17 protein-coding genes are annotated in these 16126 nt (G+C 45.1%); 9 read left to right on the top strand and 8 right to left on the bottom strand.

Translation table 11 applies throughout. The annotated features are described in order from the left end of the window. Window positions 1-16 precede the first annotated feature (16 nt). From ACXAER_RS04170 to ACXAER_RS04140, 7 genes are all read right to left on the bottom strand, one after another. Window positions 17-1183, bottom strand: coding sequence for a glutathionylspermidine synthase family protein (locus ACXAER_RS04170; RefSeq protein WP_474826812.1), 1167 nt, complete (start codon window positions 1181-1183; stop codon window positions 17-19). Between the two features lie 2 nt (window positions 1184-1185). After that, window positions 1186-1854 carry a DUF1190 family protein gene (locus ACXAER_RS04165; protein WP_474826809.1) on the bottom strand — a complete coding sequence of 223 codons (669 nt, stop codon included), beginning with the start codon at window positions 1852-1854 and terminating at the stop codon, window positions 1186-1188. Window positions 1855-1864: 10 nt separating this feature from the next. Further along, the gene (locus ACXAER_RS04160) at window positions 1865-2281 is read right to left on the bottom strand and encodes a DUF350 domain-containing protein (protein WP_474805668.1); all 417 of its coding nucleotides are present in this window, start codon (window positions 2279-2281) and stop codon (window positions 1865-1867) included. 16 nt (window positions 2282-2297) lie between these two features. Next, window positions 2298-2942: a YjfK family protein gene (locus ACXAER_RS04155; protein WP_474826807.1), complete on the bottom strand. Its 645-nt coding sequence runs from the start codon at window positions 2940-2942 to the stop codon at window positions 2298-2300. 11 nt (window positions 2943-2953) lie between these two features. Then, window positions 2954-4009, bottom strand: coding sequence for a potassium channel family protein (locus ACXAER_RS04150; RefSeq protein WP_474826805.1), 1056 nt, complete (start codon window positions 4007-4009; stop codon window positions 2954-2956). A gap of 147 nt (window positions 4010-4156) precedes the next feature. Next, window positions 4157-4837 carry a PspA/IM30 family protein gene (locus ACXAER_RS04145; protein ID WP_334059629.1) on the bottom strand — a complete coding sequence of 227 codons (681 nt, stop codon included), beginning with the start codon at window positions 4835-4837 and terminating at the stop codon, window positions 4157-4159. A 24-nt stretch (window positions 4838-4861) separates the two neighbouring features. Beyond that, window positions 4862-5251: a DUF2170 family protein gene (locus ACXAER_RS04140; RefSeq protein WP_118493217.1), complete on the bottom strand. Its 390-nt coding sequence runs from the start codon at window positions 5249-5251 to the stop codon at window positions 4862-4864. Window positions 5252-5542: 291 nt separating this feature from the next. Here ACXAER_RS04140 and ACXAER_RS04135 point away from each other — a divergent pair, with 291 nt between their 5' ends. The 6 genes from ACXAER_RS04135 (at window position 5543) to secF (ending at window position 11693) form a co-directional block, all read left to right on the top strand. After that, window positions 5543-5827, top strand: a complete 285-nt coding sequence (locus tag ACXAER_RS04135; protein ID WP_474826801.1) for a DUF6471 domain-containing protein — start codon at window positions 5543-5545, stop codon at window positions 5825-5827. 322 nt (window positions 5828-6149) lie between these two features. Further along, the gene (queA, locus tag ACXAER_RS04130) at window positions 6150-7196 is read left to right on the top strand and encodes a tRNA preQ1(34) S-adenosylmethionine ribosyltransferase-isomerase QueA (RefSeq protein WP_474826799.1); all 1047 of its coding nucleotides are present in this window, start codon (window positions 6150-6152) and stop codon (window positions 7194-7196) included. A 172-nt stretch (window positions 7197-7368) separates the two neighbouring features. Beyond that, window positions 7369-8481, top strand: a complete 1113-nt coding sequence (gene tgt / locus ACXAER_RS04125; protein WP_118493223.1) for a tRNA guanosine(34) transglycosylase Tgt — start codon at window positions 7369-7371, stop codon at window positions 8479-8481. A 24-nt stretch (window positions 8482-8505) separates the two neighbouring features. Then, window positions 8506-8841, top strand: a complete 336-nt coding sequence (gene yajC / locus ACXAER_RS04120; RefSeq protein ID WP_390607436.1) for a preprotein translocase subunit YajC — start codon at window positions 8506-8508, stop codon at window positions 8839-8841. A 55-nt stretch (window positions 8842-8896) separates the two neighbouring features. Beyond that, the gene (gene secD / locus ACXAER_RS04115; RefSeq protein ID WP_474826796.1) at window positions 8897-10741 is read left to right on the top strand and encodes a protein translocase subunit SecD; all 1845 of its coding nucleotides are present in this window, start codon (window positions 8897-8899) and stop codon (window positions 10739-10741) included. 10 nt (window positions 10742-10751) lie between these two features. Beyond that, a complete protein-coding gene (gene secF / locus ACXAER_RS04110) occupies window positions 10752-11693 on the top strand; it encodes a protein translocase subunit SecF (protein WP_474826794.1) in 942 nt (313 codons plus the stop codon). Between the two features lie 158 nt (window positions 11694-11851). Here secF and suhB read toward each other — a convergent pair whose 3' ends face one another. After that, the gene (gene suhB / locus ACXAER_RS04105) at window positions 11852-12628 is read right to left on the bottom strand and encodes an inositol-1-monophosphatase (protein WP_474805685.1); all 777 of its coding nucleotides are present in this window, start codon (window positions 12626-12628) and stop codon (window positions 11852-11854) included. A 255-nt stretch (window positions 12629-12883) separates the two neighbouring features. On the opposite strand from suhB, the gene trmJ reads away from it, so the two are divergent. The 3 genes from trmJ to ACXAER_RS04090 all read left to right on the top strand — a co-directional run bounded on the left by trmJ (window position 12884) and on the right by ACXAER_RS04090 (window position 16095). Further along, entirely contained in the window at window positions 12884-13648 is a 765-nt protein-coding gene (gene trmJ / locus ACXAER_RS04100) for a tRNA (cytosine(32)/uridine(32)-2'-O)-methyltransferase TrmJ (RefSeq protein WP_014950182.1), read from the top strand. A gap of 5 nt (window positions 13649-13653) precedes the next feature. Further along, the gene (gene cysE / locus ACXAER_RS04095; RefSeq protein WP_474826792.1) at window positions 13654-14478 is read left to right on the top strand and encodes a serine O-acetyltransferase; all 825 of its coding nucleotides are present in this window, start codon (window positions 13654-13656) and stop codon (window positions 14476-14478) included. 162 nt (window positions 14479-14640) lie between these two features. Continuing rightward, window positions 14641-16095, top strand: a complete 1455-nt coding sequence (locus tag ACXAER_RS04090) for a flavin-containing monooxygenase (protein WP_474830496.1) — start codon at window positions 14641-14643, stop codon at window positions 16093-16095. Window positions 16096-16126: the final 31 nt, after the last annotated feature.

Here is a 16126-nt window from a genome sequence, read left to right as displayed (position 1 = left end):
AGGCCCCTTAGATAGATTACAAAATAATATGGGGAAGGTAGCGAGAAAGGTCTTGGGTGATCGCTGAGGCATCTTCTCTAACAGAAATGCCCGCCGGCATGTCATCCACTAACCAGCTACCTATAAGCGTATGATTACCTTCAAAAACGGGCAATGGTTCAAAAGCTTGAACAATAAAGCCTTCTTCACCGTAAGGCCCGTCACTTAAAACGTTCTCAACACCACTTTCGATAACTGATACGTTGGCTCCCTCCCTAGAAAAAAGGGGCTTTTTAATCCACTTTCCGGACAGACTATTTGTATTTATTTCGTCTGAAAAATAAGCGGGAAGCAGGTTAGGGTGGCCTTCAAATTTCTTCCATAGCTGAGGAAGCAAGGCTTTATTGGAAATTACCGATTTCCATGGGGGCTCTATCCAGTTAACCTGGGCATCTTCTAACACGTCGCCAAACTCCTCGCGCAGCATAAATTCCCAAGGGTAAAGCTTAAAACAATCAGTAATAGGGGCATCTTGAAGGTCAGTAAAAACGCCAGTGTCTGCTAGTCCAATATCTTCGATGAACACAAAGTCAGCCATAAGCCCAGCTTCTTTAGCGCAATCTTGAAGGTATTGCACGGTACCGCGGTCTTCAACGGTATCTTCGCAGCACGCCATATGTAGTTGATTTATATTGTAATACAGCGCAATTTCACGAAAGCGATGGACTAACTTTTCTTGTAAGCTATTAAACTGATCGGCATGAAGAGCAAGTTTTCCTGCATCAACATTTTGTGATAGCCACAGCCACTGCCAAAAACCGGATTCGTACAAGCTGGTGGGCGTATCTGCATTATTCTCAAGAAGTTTTGCCGGACCTTTACCGCTGTAAACAAGGTCAAGGCGAGAGTACAAACTTGGGTCTCTTGCGTTCCAGCTATTGCGCACTAAATCCCAGTGCTGCTCGGGGATGCAAAAGCGAGTAAGTAATTCCTCACTATTAACCACATCTTCAGTCACTGCCAAGCACATTTGATGTAACTCGGCAGTGGGGTCTTCAATGTCGTTTTCAATTTGCGCGAGTGTGAATTGGTAGTAGGCACTTTCGTCCCAGTACGGCTCGCCATACATGGTGTGGAAATGAAAGCCAAACTCGTTAGCCAACTGCTGCCAGCCCTTGCGAGGCTGGCAAGGCATTCTAAACATAGTTATCCGCCCCAGCCGCCTTTACGGCTGCTGCTACCCCAAGACGATTTTGCACGAACGCTGCTACCAAACCCGCCTCGTTTCATGGTGCGGTTCACGGTAGGCTTGGGTTTGTAAACGTCTTTACTTACGCGGTAATTTCTTTTTCGAATATCGCCGTCGAATACATAGCCGTCTGCGGTTATCCAGCGTGAACGAAACGGTGAATTATATGAAAAGGAAGTATATAAGGGTTGTGAGTAATAGCGATTTGGCGATAGCAGAGAGCTCACCATGTAGCCTGCCATGAACGGCATGAAAAAGCTGCCGCTGCTGTTGTTCACATATTGGCACTGGTTAGGGCCAAATTCATGTTCGCAGTCGTACTCAGAGTTGAAGCGCGGACTGGTGCGCATAGCCTCATCCACCGCTGTTTGATAGGCAGCTTCACAACGCTCTACTGCATCAGGAAAATCCTGTTTACAGTCTTCTAGCGAGGTGTAAATGGTGGCGTCTTCTTTTTCGCCGCCACAACCACTCAAAATAACGCTGGCCACCCCCAATGCTAAAGGCTTAACGCTAAAACCTTTGCGCATGCGACTAAGGTCAATATGTTTGGTACGTTTTAATGCAGGCTTCTCACCTTGCACGCTATCAATAACATCAAGCTGAGTATTTTGTTTATCTGTCATCGCTGCCCCCTTAATAGGTCATGCAAGCGGCATTGAGTAAGCCTACGGCAATAGACATGCTGGCAAGCATAACACCTGCAGAGACTTCGTTATTGTTTATGCGCTCAGCGATTTTCGGCATAAAGCTGAAACGCAAAATAGCAAACGCTAGGGATTGGGCAATTACAGCAACAAGCGCCCAAATAGCAAAATCAACCACGGCAACAGAGTTCGAGGCCGCGCTGCCAAGGGCGATAGCAAAACCGATAATAGCCCCGCCAAATCCAATAGCTGCTGCTACATTCTTTTCTTCTTTTACCAGTTTCCATTCATCATGAGGTGTAACCAAGGCGTACACCAATTTGAAGATAAACAAGAAAACAATCGATAGGCCGAAGTACAGCGCAAAGTTATCCAGGCCGGCCAAAGAGTGCATAATGGTATCCATAGTTATTCCTTTTTTATTAACCGTTTATCGTGATGTCCGCAGGTTCAACATCGAAGCCTGTAGAAATCACTAAGCATCTGTCTAAATTGTTACCCACTTGTTTTTCTTCTCCAACAACAAGCAAGGTCTCAACTCTATCGTTACTGATCGGGCGTTCGTATAACATCATAAATTGATCTGTTTTACTGACATCACCGTCTTCTTCGTAGGTTGTTTCGGTAACCGCCACAGGCGGTGATTCGTCGCCCACCGCACCCCAAACACGGGTATATACATTGCCCTCAAGCTCGTAGGTGGGCTGGCTGATAACGTTTTTCAAGCATTCGTTCCATTGAGCAGTGTTGCCAATGGTTTTTGTCTCATAAAAGTGCCAAAGTTTCACGTCAGTGATGTGGTTTTCTGATAGACCACCGTCGGTTACCACCTGTAGAAAGCCATCATCGTCAGTGTAAAAACGAAGCAGGGTGCCGCCAGTATCCAAAGGGGCTTCACCTACCGCTTGAATTAACTGCGAACGTGCTGCGCCTTCAATGGTTAACTCGGACTCTAGTAGGGAAAGTTTTAAGTTATCTAATTCGAAAGAACCACCTAAATAAAGCCCCATTATTTCTGGCGACTTAGGTTTTTTAGGCTCTGATTTTTTAAATAGTTTACTAAACATGTTTACGCCTCTTAATCAGCGTCCAGTGACGACCAGTTTATTGCATTAATGCGTCGCTCAGCGATGTAAAACAAGGTGTCACCTGGGTTTAACGTAGCGTCTAACGGCGGGTTTACCACCATTTCTTTCACAAGGCCATTGGGTGCATAACCAATAAAGATAGCGTCGTGTTTACGCTTTAAATTGATAAATAACTTGGCAACGGAAATCGCTTGGCAACTTTGCGGTATTTTTACTGAAAATTGGGCTTGCCCTTCATCAATACTTAGCAAATCATGATGAAGCATACTTGAACCAGGATCGAATGCAGCTTTAACCAGCATTTCTATTGCAACACTGGGTGTGCATTCCACTTTAGGGCAGTGGTCCTGAAGCAAATTAACTAAGCTGTCATCGTCGAAATAGGCCACCTGATGTGCATCGGGGTTGCGCTTGGTACAATAAAGCGCAGTAGTCATGGTGACATCATCTTGCGGGTTATCAATAAGAATGGTTTTCGCAGACGATACGCAGGCGCGGTCCATATCTTCGTCTTTATTAAAAGAATCTACCTTCACGAACTCAATTACGCCAGGCATGGGATTAGTGATATCGGCCTTCACACACAGCACAATATCGGGGCGCTCTGGCATGGCATCTCGTTCTTGAAGAATCAAGTCAAGCAGCATCATGGTGCGCTGCTCATTCCACCCAATCACCAAGATATGTTCATTAAGCATCAAGCTATTCATACCCAACAATCCTTTCTTCCACGTTAAAGAAACCCAAGCTGCAATTCGCCCAATCACCATGGCGAAAATACTCAAACCAAGCGGTATGACATAAAGCGCAACAACTAATTTGCCCGCTGGTGTGACGGGAGACAAATCGCCATAACCTACCGTTGAAGCAGTGACCGCTAACCAGTAGACAAAGTCGGTTTTAGCAATTAAGTCGTGTTCGCCTGCAGCGCAAAGAAGCCAATAGCTTGTTACTGCGTAAAACGCGGTCGCACCGACAATGGTGTACCAGCGAGACTCTGCAAAGTATTGCAGCATGATTTTTCGCAGTTTAATCCATGGAGACATAAAACAAACAGCCCTTGTTATGCGTGCCCTTACTCTGCCTTGAAGTACTTGATTTGTCTAGATTAGGTCGTTGTCATCTGGCGATTTATGCAAGGAATTATTGTAACAAGAATTAAAAATGGGAGCCTTTAGCTCCCATCCTTTAACTTACTTGCCTAGAATTCGAGCTAGCTCGTCATCGGCTGAGGTTTTACCCCCTTTGATGCCCGCTTCTGCTAGGCGTTTTTCTAAGTCGCTGCTCGACTCTTCGCTAGCCAGTTCCTCGGCTGCTTGAAGTTCCGCATTGCGCATCTTTTGCTTATCCTGAATGCGAGACAAAGACTCAGTCGCTGTCTTCATTTTGCTGTTCGCGCCCATGTGGCGTGAAGATACTGCAACCTGCGCTTTTTGAACACTTTCAGTAGCTTTGACCATATCCACTTGCTGCTCTAAGCGGCGCAAATTCGCTTTAGCTTGCTGGATGTTATGGGCCAATTGCTTTTCAGACTGTTTGAACTGATCAAGGTAGGTTTGTTCTTGTTCACGTTCTTCTTTCAGCTCTGACACTTTCTGTGCACAGTCAAGGGCAAGCTGACGATCATTATCTATCGCTTTACGCGCATGCTCTTCGTACTCGGCTATTGACGAGTTAAAGCTATCTACTTTTTGTTGAGAAAGCTTACATTTCGCCAAAATCTGCGTGCGCGCATGATCAGACTTGCGTAGTTCTTCTTTGGCTTCTCTGATTTCTTGTTCCAAGATTCGAATCGCCTGACTGTCTGCAACAGACTGCGCAGCTTCGGTAGCACCACCTTTTACTGCAGTAATTAGTTTTTTCCACACTGACATTCGCTTCTCCTTAAGAAGTAAATTTTAGTTAAGGTGTGTTTCGTAGGCATCTAAGAAAGATGCAACATTTTGAAACAAGGTTTCCACTTCAATAACAATACTTTCGGCTTTCGACTGGGCACTTAGTGCACCAAAGGCGGTGTAATATTCTTCGCCACCAATATTAGAAATACCTACCGTGGTAAGAGGAAACACCATGTGAGTAGACAGTATTTCATGGTCAAGCGCAGGCTTATCTTTTACTTCCGACGCGGCGAACAAGAGACTTTCTACCAAAATTTGCTCACCGCTAATTGCAAGCCATGCATCAATGCCGTCTTGATTAGCAATAAGTAAGCAGTTTTCCTCATGTGTTACCACAAAGTCATCGTGCTCTTTAAATAAGGCTTCGATGCTTTCCAGTTCCCAGCTCATACCTTTCTCCTTTAGTTATTAAAGCGATAATGTTGAAAACGAATGTCGTATGCGTGGTGCTTTGTAACGCATTGCTTAGCTTAAAACCGTGTTGAAACACAAAATCTAAAACCTAGCATTACCAAAAGAACAACCGCAGTTACTGTAACGACTATTTACGTCTTCGCCAATATCTTGACTTGCAGTGTAGACCTATTGTGCCATAATCGTCAACAATAAATGTATGCTATAAGTGTAAAAAAGTGTGTTTTTGTAAAATATACATCACATTTGTGTGATTTTGGAGGCTGTGTGAACACAGGAAATACGCAAAGTGCAAAGAATGCATGGCGACAAACGGTGGCAAGAGTCGTGAAATCTGAAATGTCTGTGCGCGGCGTAAAATATCAAGCACTAAGCCAAAGGCTCGAAGAAATTGGCGTGCATCAAAGCGCTGACAATCTAAGGAATAAAGTGAATAAAGGTATTATGGGGGCCGATTTATTGCTTCAGATTTTATACGTGCTTAAAGCTAGACCTTTAGATGCAGCGCTTTTAGAAGAAATCTTAACTGATCTTAGCGTTTCGAAAGAGTAGAATAGGGCAGATAAAAAAGTACCCGGCACATGCCGGGTACGAACGATAAGGAATGTTATGGGAGAACATCATCACTATCTGGAGCAGATGTTAATCGTTTAAGTATTTGCTCGCTAGCACTAAAGTCAACTTGTGCGTATTTTGAGCTATAAGTGGGTATGGATATCTATACTTATGGCTTGAGAGGTAGGATTTCTAAGACTTTGGTCGACATTGATTTCTGTGAAATTTCGCAACTTTAGTATAATTACCTCCTCTTGAAATTGTGTTAAACCATAAAGAAAACAACATAAATTGCGTATAAATTAAGAATCTATTATTTATGAAACTATCTGAATTCAGCTTTACCCTTCCGGAAAGCCTAATTGCAAAATATCCCACCGAAAATCGTTCAGCCAGTCGCCTATTGCAGCTGGACGGAAAATCGGGTGACGTTCGCCACAGTATGTTTGCTGATATGGTCGAGCTTTTAGATGAAGGCGACTTGCTGGTTTTTAATAATACCCGAGTTATTCCCGCACGACTTTTAGGTAAAAAAGAAACTGGCGGTCAGGTAGAAGTGCTGATTGAACGCATTACCTCAGACAATACTGCCTTGGCGCATGTTCGCGCGAGCAAGGCACCTAAGCCAGGAACTAAGCTTATTCTTGAAGAGAAAGTGAATGTGACGGTGACAGGGCGAGACGATGCGCTATTTGTTTTACAGTTTGACCACGATGAAACCGTACTAACGCTGCTGGAAGCGCATGGCCACATGCCGCTTCCTCCCTATATTGACCGCCCAGACGAAAACTCAGATAAAGAGCGCTATCAAACCGTTTACAATCAAAAGCCAGGCGCTGTTGCAGCACCTACTGCAGGGCTTCACTTTGACGACGCTATCTTAGAAGCGCTTAAAGAGAAGGGTGTGAATTTGGCTTTTGTAACCTTGCACGTGGGTGCGGGTACCTTCCAACCCGTGCGTGTTGACAATATTCTTGAGCACAAAATGCACGCGGAGTTTGCAGAAGTCCCCCAAGAAGTCGTTGATGCTGTGTTGGCTACAAAAGCTAATGGAAAGCGTGTTATTGCAGTGGGTACAACCTCTGTACGCTCTCTGGAGTCAGCGGCAAAAGCAAGTGCAGAACGCGGTGACGGGGAGGTAATTGCGCCATTTAACGAAGACACAGAAATCTTTATTTATCCAGGCTTCGAGTTCAAAGTAGTAGACGCCATGTTCACTAACTTTCACCTTCCAGAATCCACATTAATGATGTTAATTAGTGCATTTGCCGGCAAAGACAACGTGATGAATGCCTACCAAGAAGCGATAGAAAAAGAATATCGATTCTTTAGCTATGGTGACTCTATGTTTATTGAGCGCGCCTAAGCACATTCGACTACGATACAAGGCGTGTAAATTGGTGTTTTGCAGGCCTTTCCAGCTTAGTTACAGATAAACATAGATACGGGGCATGATCTCAGCCAAATTACTGGTATAATCGCCGCCAATTTATTTTTATACCCAGCGCAGAAGCGCACAAAAGTGGGAATGCTTTCACATGCAATTTGAGTTGTTAAAAACCGAAGGCCGAGCACGACGCGGTCGTTTGGTGTTTGAACGCGGTGTTGTTGAAACTCCAGCGTTCATGCCCGTAGGTACATACGGTACTGTTAAGGGAATGACACCTGAAGAATTAAAAGACAGCGGTGCACACATCTGTCTTGGAAATACCTTTCACCTAATGCTACGCCCTGGTACTGGCATTATTCGCCAGCACGGCGATCTGCACGACTTTATGAATTGGGACAAGCCAATTCTCACTGACTCGGGCGGTTTCCAGGTATTTAGTTTGGGTGACTTGCGTAAAATTACCGAAGAAGGCGTAACGTTCCGCTCTCCAATTAATGGCGAAAAGATTTTGCTTACGCCTGAAAAGTCGATGGAAGTTCAGCGCGATTTGGGTTCTGACATCGTAATGATTTTTGACGAGTGCACGCCGTACCCTGCTACTGAACAAGAAGCGCGGGTCTCTATGGAAATGTCGCTACGTTGGGCTAAGCGTAGTAAAGAAGCCCACGGCGATAACCCAGCGGCACTGTTTGGTATCATTCAAGGCGGTATGTACGAAGGTCTGCGTGACGTTTCACTTGCTGGTCTTGAAGCGATTGGCTTTGACGGCTATGCCATTGGCGGCCTTTCAGTAGGCGAGCCAAAAGAAGACATGATCCGCATTATTGACCATACTGCGCCGAAGATTCCAGAGGATAAGCCTCGCTATCTTATGGGCGTGGGTAAACCAGAAGATTTGGTTGAGTCTGTGCGTCGCGGTATCGATATGTTTGACTGTGTTATGCCCACGCGTAACGCCCGAAACGGTCACCTGTTTGTGACAGAAGGCGTTATTAAAATTCGCAATGCGAAGCACAGAAACGACACCTCGCCATTAGATGAGAATTGCGATTGCTACACTTGTAAAAACTATTCTCGCTCTTATCTACATCATTTGGACAAGTGTAACGAAATACTGGGTGCGCGCTTAAACACCATCCATAACCTTCGCTACTATCAGCGTGTGATGCAGGGTCTTCGCGATGCGATAGACGCAGGTACGCTTGATGAATTTGTACAAGAATTTTATGAACAAAAAGGGTTGCCGGTTCCGGCACTATAACAACGATAATATTTGGGGAATTTTATGAGCCTATTTATCTCGAACGCTTACGCACAGTCTGCTGGTGCACCGCAAGGTGGCGGCATGGAAATGATCATCATGCTAGCTGTATTCGGTTTAATTTTTTACTTCCTGCTTTACCGCCCACAGGCTAAGCGCGTAAAAGAGCATAAAAACCTAGTTTCTTCACTAGGCAAAGGCGATGAAGTATTAACACAAGGTGGTTTGGTAGGCAAAATCACTAAAGTGTCAGAAGAAAAAGACTTCATTGAAGTTGCACTTAACGAATCAAACAACATCGTTGTTCAGAAGTCTTCAGTAACTGCTGTGCTGCCTAAAGGCACCATGAAGTCACTGTAAGTAACAATAGCCGGGGCCGGGACGCTTCCCGGTACTGGCACGAAAGGATTATCCAGTGCTAAACAAAAACTCTATTTGGAAAGTACTGAGTGCACTCATTGTGGTTGCAGTGTGTGCACTTTATGCGCTTCCTAACATTTACGGTGAAGACCACGCCGTACAAATCTCAGCAGGCCGTGATGCCGTGGTGACAGATGCCACTGTTGAACAAGTGAAAGCCGCGCTAAGTGAAAAAAACATCTCTCCAAAGCGTGTTGAATTTGAAGGTGAACAAATTTTAGTTCGCGTTTCTGATTCAGACACCCAGCTAGTTACTCGCGAAACATTAGAAAAAGCCCTTGGCGATGATTATTACGTTGCTATGAACCTTGCTCCGGACACGCCAGAGTGGCTTGAAGGTTTAGGTGGCGCCCCGATGAAGCTAGGTCTTGATCTTCGCGGTGGTGTTCACTTCTTGATGGAAGTGGACATGACGGAAGTGATTACCAAATCTCTTGAAGATGCAGAAAGCGGCTTCCGTACCTCTTTACGTGAAGAAGGTATTCGCTATCGTGGTGTAAAACAGGTAGACGATCATATCGATATTACTTTTCGCGATGAAGACACACTTGATAAAGCCGAGTTCTTTTTGCGCAACCAAAGTCGCGACCTTACCTTTAACCAGGTGGACGACTTAACACTTCGCGCTATTTTTGCTGAAAGCAAGCTTCAGGAAATTCGCGACAACGCGGTTAAGCAAAACATTACCATTATTCGTAATCGTGTAAACCAACTTGGTGTGGCTGAGCCGCTTGTACAAAAGCAAGGTGCTGATCGCATTGTTGTGCAGCTTCCAGGTATTCAAGACACCGCCCGTGCGAAAGAGATTCTTAATGCCACAGCAACACTAGAATTTCGCATGGTAGATCAGAAGAACGATATCCGTGATGCATTGAACGGCCGCGTTCCTCCTGGCTCTCAAGTGATTGAAGACCAGCAAGGCATTCCACAACTGCTTGAAAAGCGTATTATGCTTACCGGTAGCCATATTATTGATGCGAATAGCGGTGTTGATGAGTACGGACTTCCGAACGTAAATATCTCGCTTGATTCTGAAGGCGGTAATAAGATGTCTCGCTCAACCCGTGGCAATATTGGTAAACCAATGGCTACGGTGTTTATCGAATACAAGTCGACTGGCGAACGTAACAAAGACGGCAAGCTAGTGTTTGAAAAACACGAGCAAGTCATCTCAGTTGCCACCATTCGTGCGCAACTGGGTAGCAAGTTCCAAATCACAGGTCTTGATTCACCGAAGGAAGCCCGTGACTTAGCGTTGCTACTTCGCGCAGGTGCATTGATTGCGCCAATTCAAATTGTTGAAGAGCGTACGGTTGGACCAAGCTTGGGTAAAGAAAACATTGAGCTGGGCATTCAGGCTATTATGTATGGTCTGGCAGCGGTACTTGTTTTCATGTTGATTTACTACAAAGCGTTTGGTGTAGTAGCGAACATCGCTCTGATTACAAACCTGGTTATGATTGTGGGCATTATGTCGATGATCCCTGGTGCAACGCTTACGCTACCGGGTATGGCAGGTATTGTACTAACCGTTGGTATGGCGGTAGACGCAAACGTGCTGATTTTCGAGCGTATTCGAGAAGAGCTTCGTGACGGTCGCAGTCCACAACAAGCCATCCATCAAGGTTACGACAGCGCGTTCTCCACTATCTTGGATGCAAATATCACTACTTTCCTTGCTGGTCTAATTCTGTTTGCAGTGGGTACCGGCCCAATCAAAGGCTTCTCTATTACGCTAATGATTGGTATCGCAACGTCTATGTTTACCGCTATTTTGGTTACTCGCGTTATTGTTAACGCAGTATGGGGTGGTAAACGTCTAGAGAAATTAGCGATTTAAGGAGTAAAAAATGCAGTTATTAAAATTATCCGAAACCGTTAATTTTATGCGCCTGCGCATTCCTGCGATGGTGCTGTCGACAATACTTATTATCGGCTCATTTGTTTCTTTAGGTGTCAATAGCCTTAACTGGGGGCTAGACTTCACCGGCGGTACACTTATTGAAGTTGGCTATGAAGACGCGGCCGATTTAGAAGGCATTCGTGTTCAGCTTAATGAGTCGAACTTCGAAGATGCTATTGTGCAAAACTTTGGAAGCAGCCAAGACGTATTGATACGTATAGCGCCACGTGATGGTGTTAAAGCTGTGACTATTGGTGAGCAGGTACTTGCTGCTTTGCGCGCGGACGGTACAGCGGTTGAGATGCGTCGTATTGAATTCGTGGGTCCTAACGTAGGTGAAGAGCTTACCGAGCAGGGCGGCCTAGCGATGCTAGTGGCACTACTGTGTATCTTAGTATACGTAGCCATGCGATTTGAATGGCGCTTCGCTTTAGGGTCGGTTTCGGCGCTAGCTCACGATGTTATTCTTACACTAGGCTTGTTCTCAGTACTTCAGATCGAGTTCGACCTAACAGTACTTGCAGCTGTGCTTGCGGTAATTGGTTATTCACTTAACGATACTATTGTTGTATGTGACCGTATTCGTGAGAACTTCCGCAAAATTCGTAAAGGTGAGCCTGTTGAAATTATCAATATCTCACTAACGCAAACCCTAAACCGTACTATCATCACCTCGTTAACCACGGTGTTGGTATTGGTTGCGTTATTCTACAAGGGTGGTGCGCTAATTCACGGATTTGCAACAGCATTGCTGTTTGGTGTAGTGGTAGGTACTTACTCATCAGTGTATATCGCAAGTTCAGTAGCGCTTGCATTGGGCATCAGCAAAGAAGACCTAATGCCACCACAAGTGGAAAAGGAAGGCGCGGATTTAGATCCTATGCCTTAGTCCTATCTTCGTGATACGCACAAAAAGCCGCATCTATGATGCGGTTTTTTTTTATGCCTAACGGCCACAAAAAAGGCGCCGTTAATAGCGCCTTCACTCAATGTTCTAATGTGGGTTCAGTCCCAATCTGCGTAGCAAAATCTTATTTAAGATGCTTCTTATTTAAGGTGCTTCACTAAGCCTTGAACAACCTTTACGCTACCAGCAACAATTTCGCCTTTGTGAAGTGGGTCGTTTCCGCCTTTAAAGTCTGTTACCAATCCGCCAGCTTCACGAACAATAAGCTCACCTGCTGCGATATCCCAAGATTTAATGCCTCGCTCCCAGTAACCGTCGTGGCGGCCAGCTGCAACGTAAGCAAGGTCTAGCGCTGCACTACCTGCGCGGCGAATGTCGCCCACTTCGTGGAAAATTTTGTTTAGGCTTAGCGCATACTCGCCAAATTGAGATTTGTTCTTAAACGGTAAGCCAGTAGCAATAATGGTTTCAGAAAGGTCACGAGGCTTAGAAGCACGAATACGATAACCGTTAAGCTGCGCGCCTTGACCACGGCTCGCGGTGAATAGTTCGCTGCGAATTGGGTCGAAAACAACCGCTTGATCTAAGCGACCTTTGTGAAGAAGTGCAATTGAAACGGCAAAGTGAGGAATGCCTTTTACAAAATTAGTGGTGCCATCTAGCGGATCGATAATCCACTGATAGTCAGTTTCTGTACCTAGAACTTCACCCGCTTCTTCACCTAGGAAGCAATGGTTCGGGTAAGACTGCTGAATTTTGGCAATAATTGCTTGTTCTGCTTCTTTATCAACTTGAGTAACGAAGTCGTTTAAGCCTTTTGACTCTGTCGCTACTTCATTATGTTTTTCAAAACCACGAACAATAACTGTTCCAGCCGCACGCGCAGCGCGCACCGCAATATTCAGCATAGGATGCATAGATAAACCACCAATTGTAAAAGACCAATGAAACAAACTAGCTGTACAAAAAATAGCTAGTTGCTTTCGAAAACGGGCGGAGTCTACCAGAATCTATGCGCGATGCAAATGAAATCCCAGCACAATAGCGTGAATAGCCATCTATACTGCCGCTGTGTTAAACTTTACGCCATTAAGGTCTTAAAGATAGTGCGACAAAGCCGCATATTATCGAATTAAAGACGCTATCCAAATAAGTACGTAGGTATTACACGCATGCTCGAGAATATTCGCATTATTTTAGTTAACACGTCTCACACGGGAAACATTGGCTCGACAGCAAGAGCTATGAAAACCATGGGGCTGAGCAGCTTATATCTTGTCGACCCAGTAAATGAGCCAGACGGCCAAGCCAGTGCATTGGCGGCAGGGGCTGGTGATGTGCTTGCTAACGCGAAAATTGTAAGCACGCTGGAAGAGGCTGTTAAAGACTGTGGCTTGGTAGTAGGGACGTCTGCACGCTCTCGCACTCATTCATGGCCTATGTTAGGCCCGCGCGACTGTGGAGAGAAGCTGGTCCAAGAAGTAGAAAAGTACCCGGTAGCCTTGGTTTTTGGGCGTGAGAACAGTGGTTTAACGAATGAAGAGCTGCAGCAGTGTCACTTCCATATGTGTATTCCAGCCAACCCTGAATACAGCTCACTTAATTTAGCAGCAGCAGTGCAAACCCTTTGTTATGAAATTCGCATGGCGTATTTAAATCGCGAAACATATCCAAGTGTTGAGGAAGAATATCCACTGAATGACGATTTAGAGCGTTTTTATACGCATTTGGAAACCACGCTGGAAGGCACGTCTTTTATACGTAAAAGCCACCCAGGTGTGGTAATGACTAAGCTACGCCGCTTGTTTAACCGAGCACGCCCTGAGTCTCAAGAGCTTAATATATTACGCGGTATATTGGCGTCTATCGATAAATCGGTGAAGAATGCAAACTCAGGCGACGCAGACCCTGCACCAGCGATAGAAGAAAAAGAGTAAACACTATGTTCGCCCGTATAAAAGATGATATTCAAGGTGTCTTTCATCGCGACCCAGCGGCCAGAAATACCTTTGAAGTGCTAACCAACTATCCTGGCCTTCATGCAGTGTGGCTGCATCGCATTAGTCACAAACTATGGAAGGCTGAATGGAAATGGTTGGCACGCAGTTTATCAACGTTTAGTCGTTGGCTTACGGGCATTGAAATTCATCCAGGGGCAACGTTGGGACGACGGGTATTTATCGACCATGGTATGGGCGTAGTCATCGGTGAAACCGCCGAAATTGGCAATGATGTTACCCTATACCATGGGGTGACTCTTGGTGGCACTAGCTGGAAAGCCGGCAAGCGCCACCCAACACTCAAAAACGGTTCAGTCGTGGGGGCGGGGGCTAAAGTATTAGGGCCGATTACCATTGGTGAAAACGCCAAAGTAGGGTCTAATTCTGTAGTTGTTAAAGATATTCCAGACGGCGCTACAGCAGTTGGCATTCCCGGTCGTATCATTATTTCTAAGCAAAAAGAGTCGAATGCCACGGTAAATCCTCAGCGCGATAAAATTGCTCAGAAATATGGTTTTGATGCCTATGCAGTCGCGCCAGATAACCCTGATCCGGTGGCCAATGCTATGGGAGTTATGCTAGAGCACATGCATCAAATGGATACGAAAGTGGAAGAGATGTGCAAGGTCATTCAGTCATTGGGTGGCGATGTGTGTACCGATAATTTACACAACATAAGCGCTGAAGATTTCGCGGATACGGGCTTTGATTTAACCGAGACTCAAGAGCGCGAAAAAGCCCATTCTTCCTTCGACCCAGCAATTTAAAACTTAAGCCCTATTTGATTCTAATAGGGCTACAGATAGTCCGCCACCACACTACAACAGTGATTAAAAGTCTGCTTTTACAATAATTTAACATCTTTGTTGACTCGCGTAAGACTCCAACATACATTGTGATAACGTTATTTATGACTTTTCATGGATGTTATGCAGAGCGAGTTACCACTTTTAGACGTTTTGATCGTAGGAGCGGGTATTTCGGGTATCGGCTGCGCCTACCACATTCAAAAAAAATGTCCTGACCTTTCCTATTCTATTATAGAAGCCCGCGGTGAATTGGGCGGCACATGGGATTTATTCAAATACCCGGGAATACGCTCAGATTCTGATTTATTCACCTTTGGCTACGAATTCAAACCTTGGAAAGAGAAAAAGGCCATTGCTGATGGTCATTCAATAAAGGCTTACGTTGAAGAAACTGCGGCTGAAAACGGTATTAAAGAGCGCATACGTTTTTTAACTCGTGTGGTAGATATAGACTGGCAAAGCGATAAACACTATTGGCGGGTTACGTTAAAGTCAGAAGAAAGTGGGCTACATGAGCACATTGCCGCCAGATGGATATTTAACGCTTCGGGTTATTATCGATACGATAAAGGTTATGCACCACATTTCAAAGGGCAATCACAATTCAACGGTCAGATTGTACATCCACAGCATTGGCCTGAAGATCTGGAATACGAAAACAAACGCGTCGTGGTAATCGGAAGCGGTGCAACGGCGGTAACGCTGGTTCCCGCACTAGCGAAAAGCGCATCGCACGTGACTATGCTGCAAAGAACGCCATCTTACGTATTGCCTGTTCCCGTAGATGATCCAATCGCAAAACATTTACGCGCGTGGTTTAGCGAGGATACAGCGTTTAAAGCTGCGCGTTGGTTTAATATAGCGAAACAGCGTTGGGTGTACGCGTTTTGTCAGCGCTTTCCGCATTGTGCGCGCAAAATAATACGCAGCCTTAATGCAAAAATGTTACCCGAAGGATATCCAGTAGATATACACTTTAACCCTCCTTACAATCCTTGGGAGCAGCGACTGTGTGCAGTTCCGGGTGGAGATTTATTCGAGGCAATTTCCAAAGGTAAGGCGTCAGTTTCAACAGATACTATAGATACGTTTACTGAAACGGGCATTAAACTTGATTCGGGCCAGCATATTGAAGCAGATATTATAGTAACAGCCACGGGACTAAACCTTCTGCCTTTAGGAGGGATAGTACCAAAAATTGATGGTGAAACTGTTTCACTTCCAGAATGCATCACGTATAAAGGTATGTTACTCAGTGGCGTACCTAATTTTGCTATTGCGGTGGGCTATACAGCTTCATCGTGGACACTAAAAATTGGCCTTCTATGTGAACATTTCACGCGATTGCTCAATCATATGGAAGAGCGCGGCTTTACACAGTGTACACCTATAGCAGACCCAAATATGGAAACACAGCCGTTGCTAAATTTTGGCGCTGGTTATATCCAACGCTCGTTAGAACAGTTGCCACGTCAAGGCATGCACTTTCCTTGGTCGATGTCGTTTAATTATGCACAAGATGTGAAGATTTTTCGGAAAGGTCGTGTAGACGATCCAGCTCTTAAGTTTGAATAAAAATTTCAATAGACGCACACTTTCTTTTATT

Source organism: Alteromonas sp. AWJ4_199 (genome assembly GCF_056159165.1).
The sequence above is the reverse complement of the archived record's forward strand: the minus strand, read 5'-3'. Positions and strand labels throughout refer to the sequence as shown.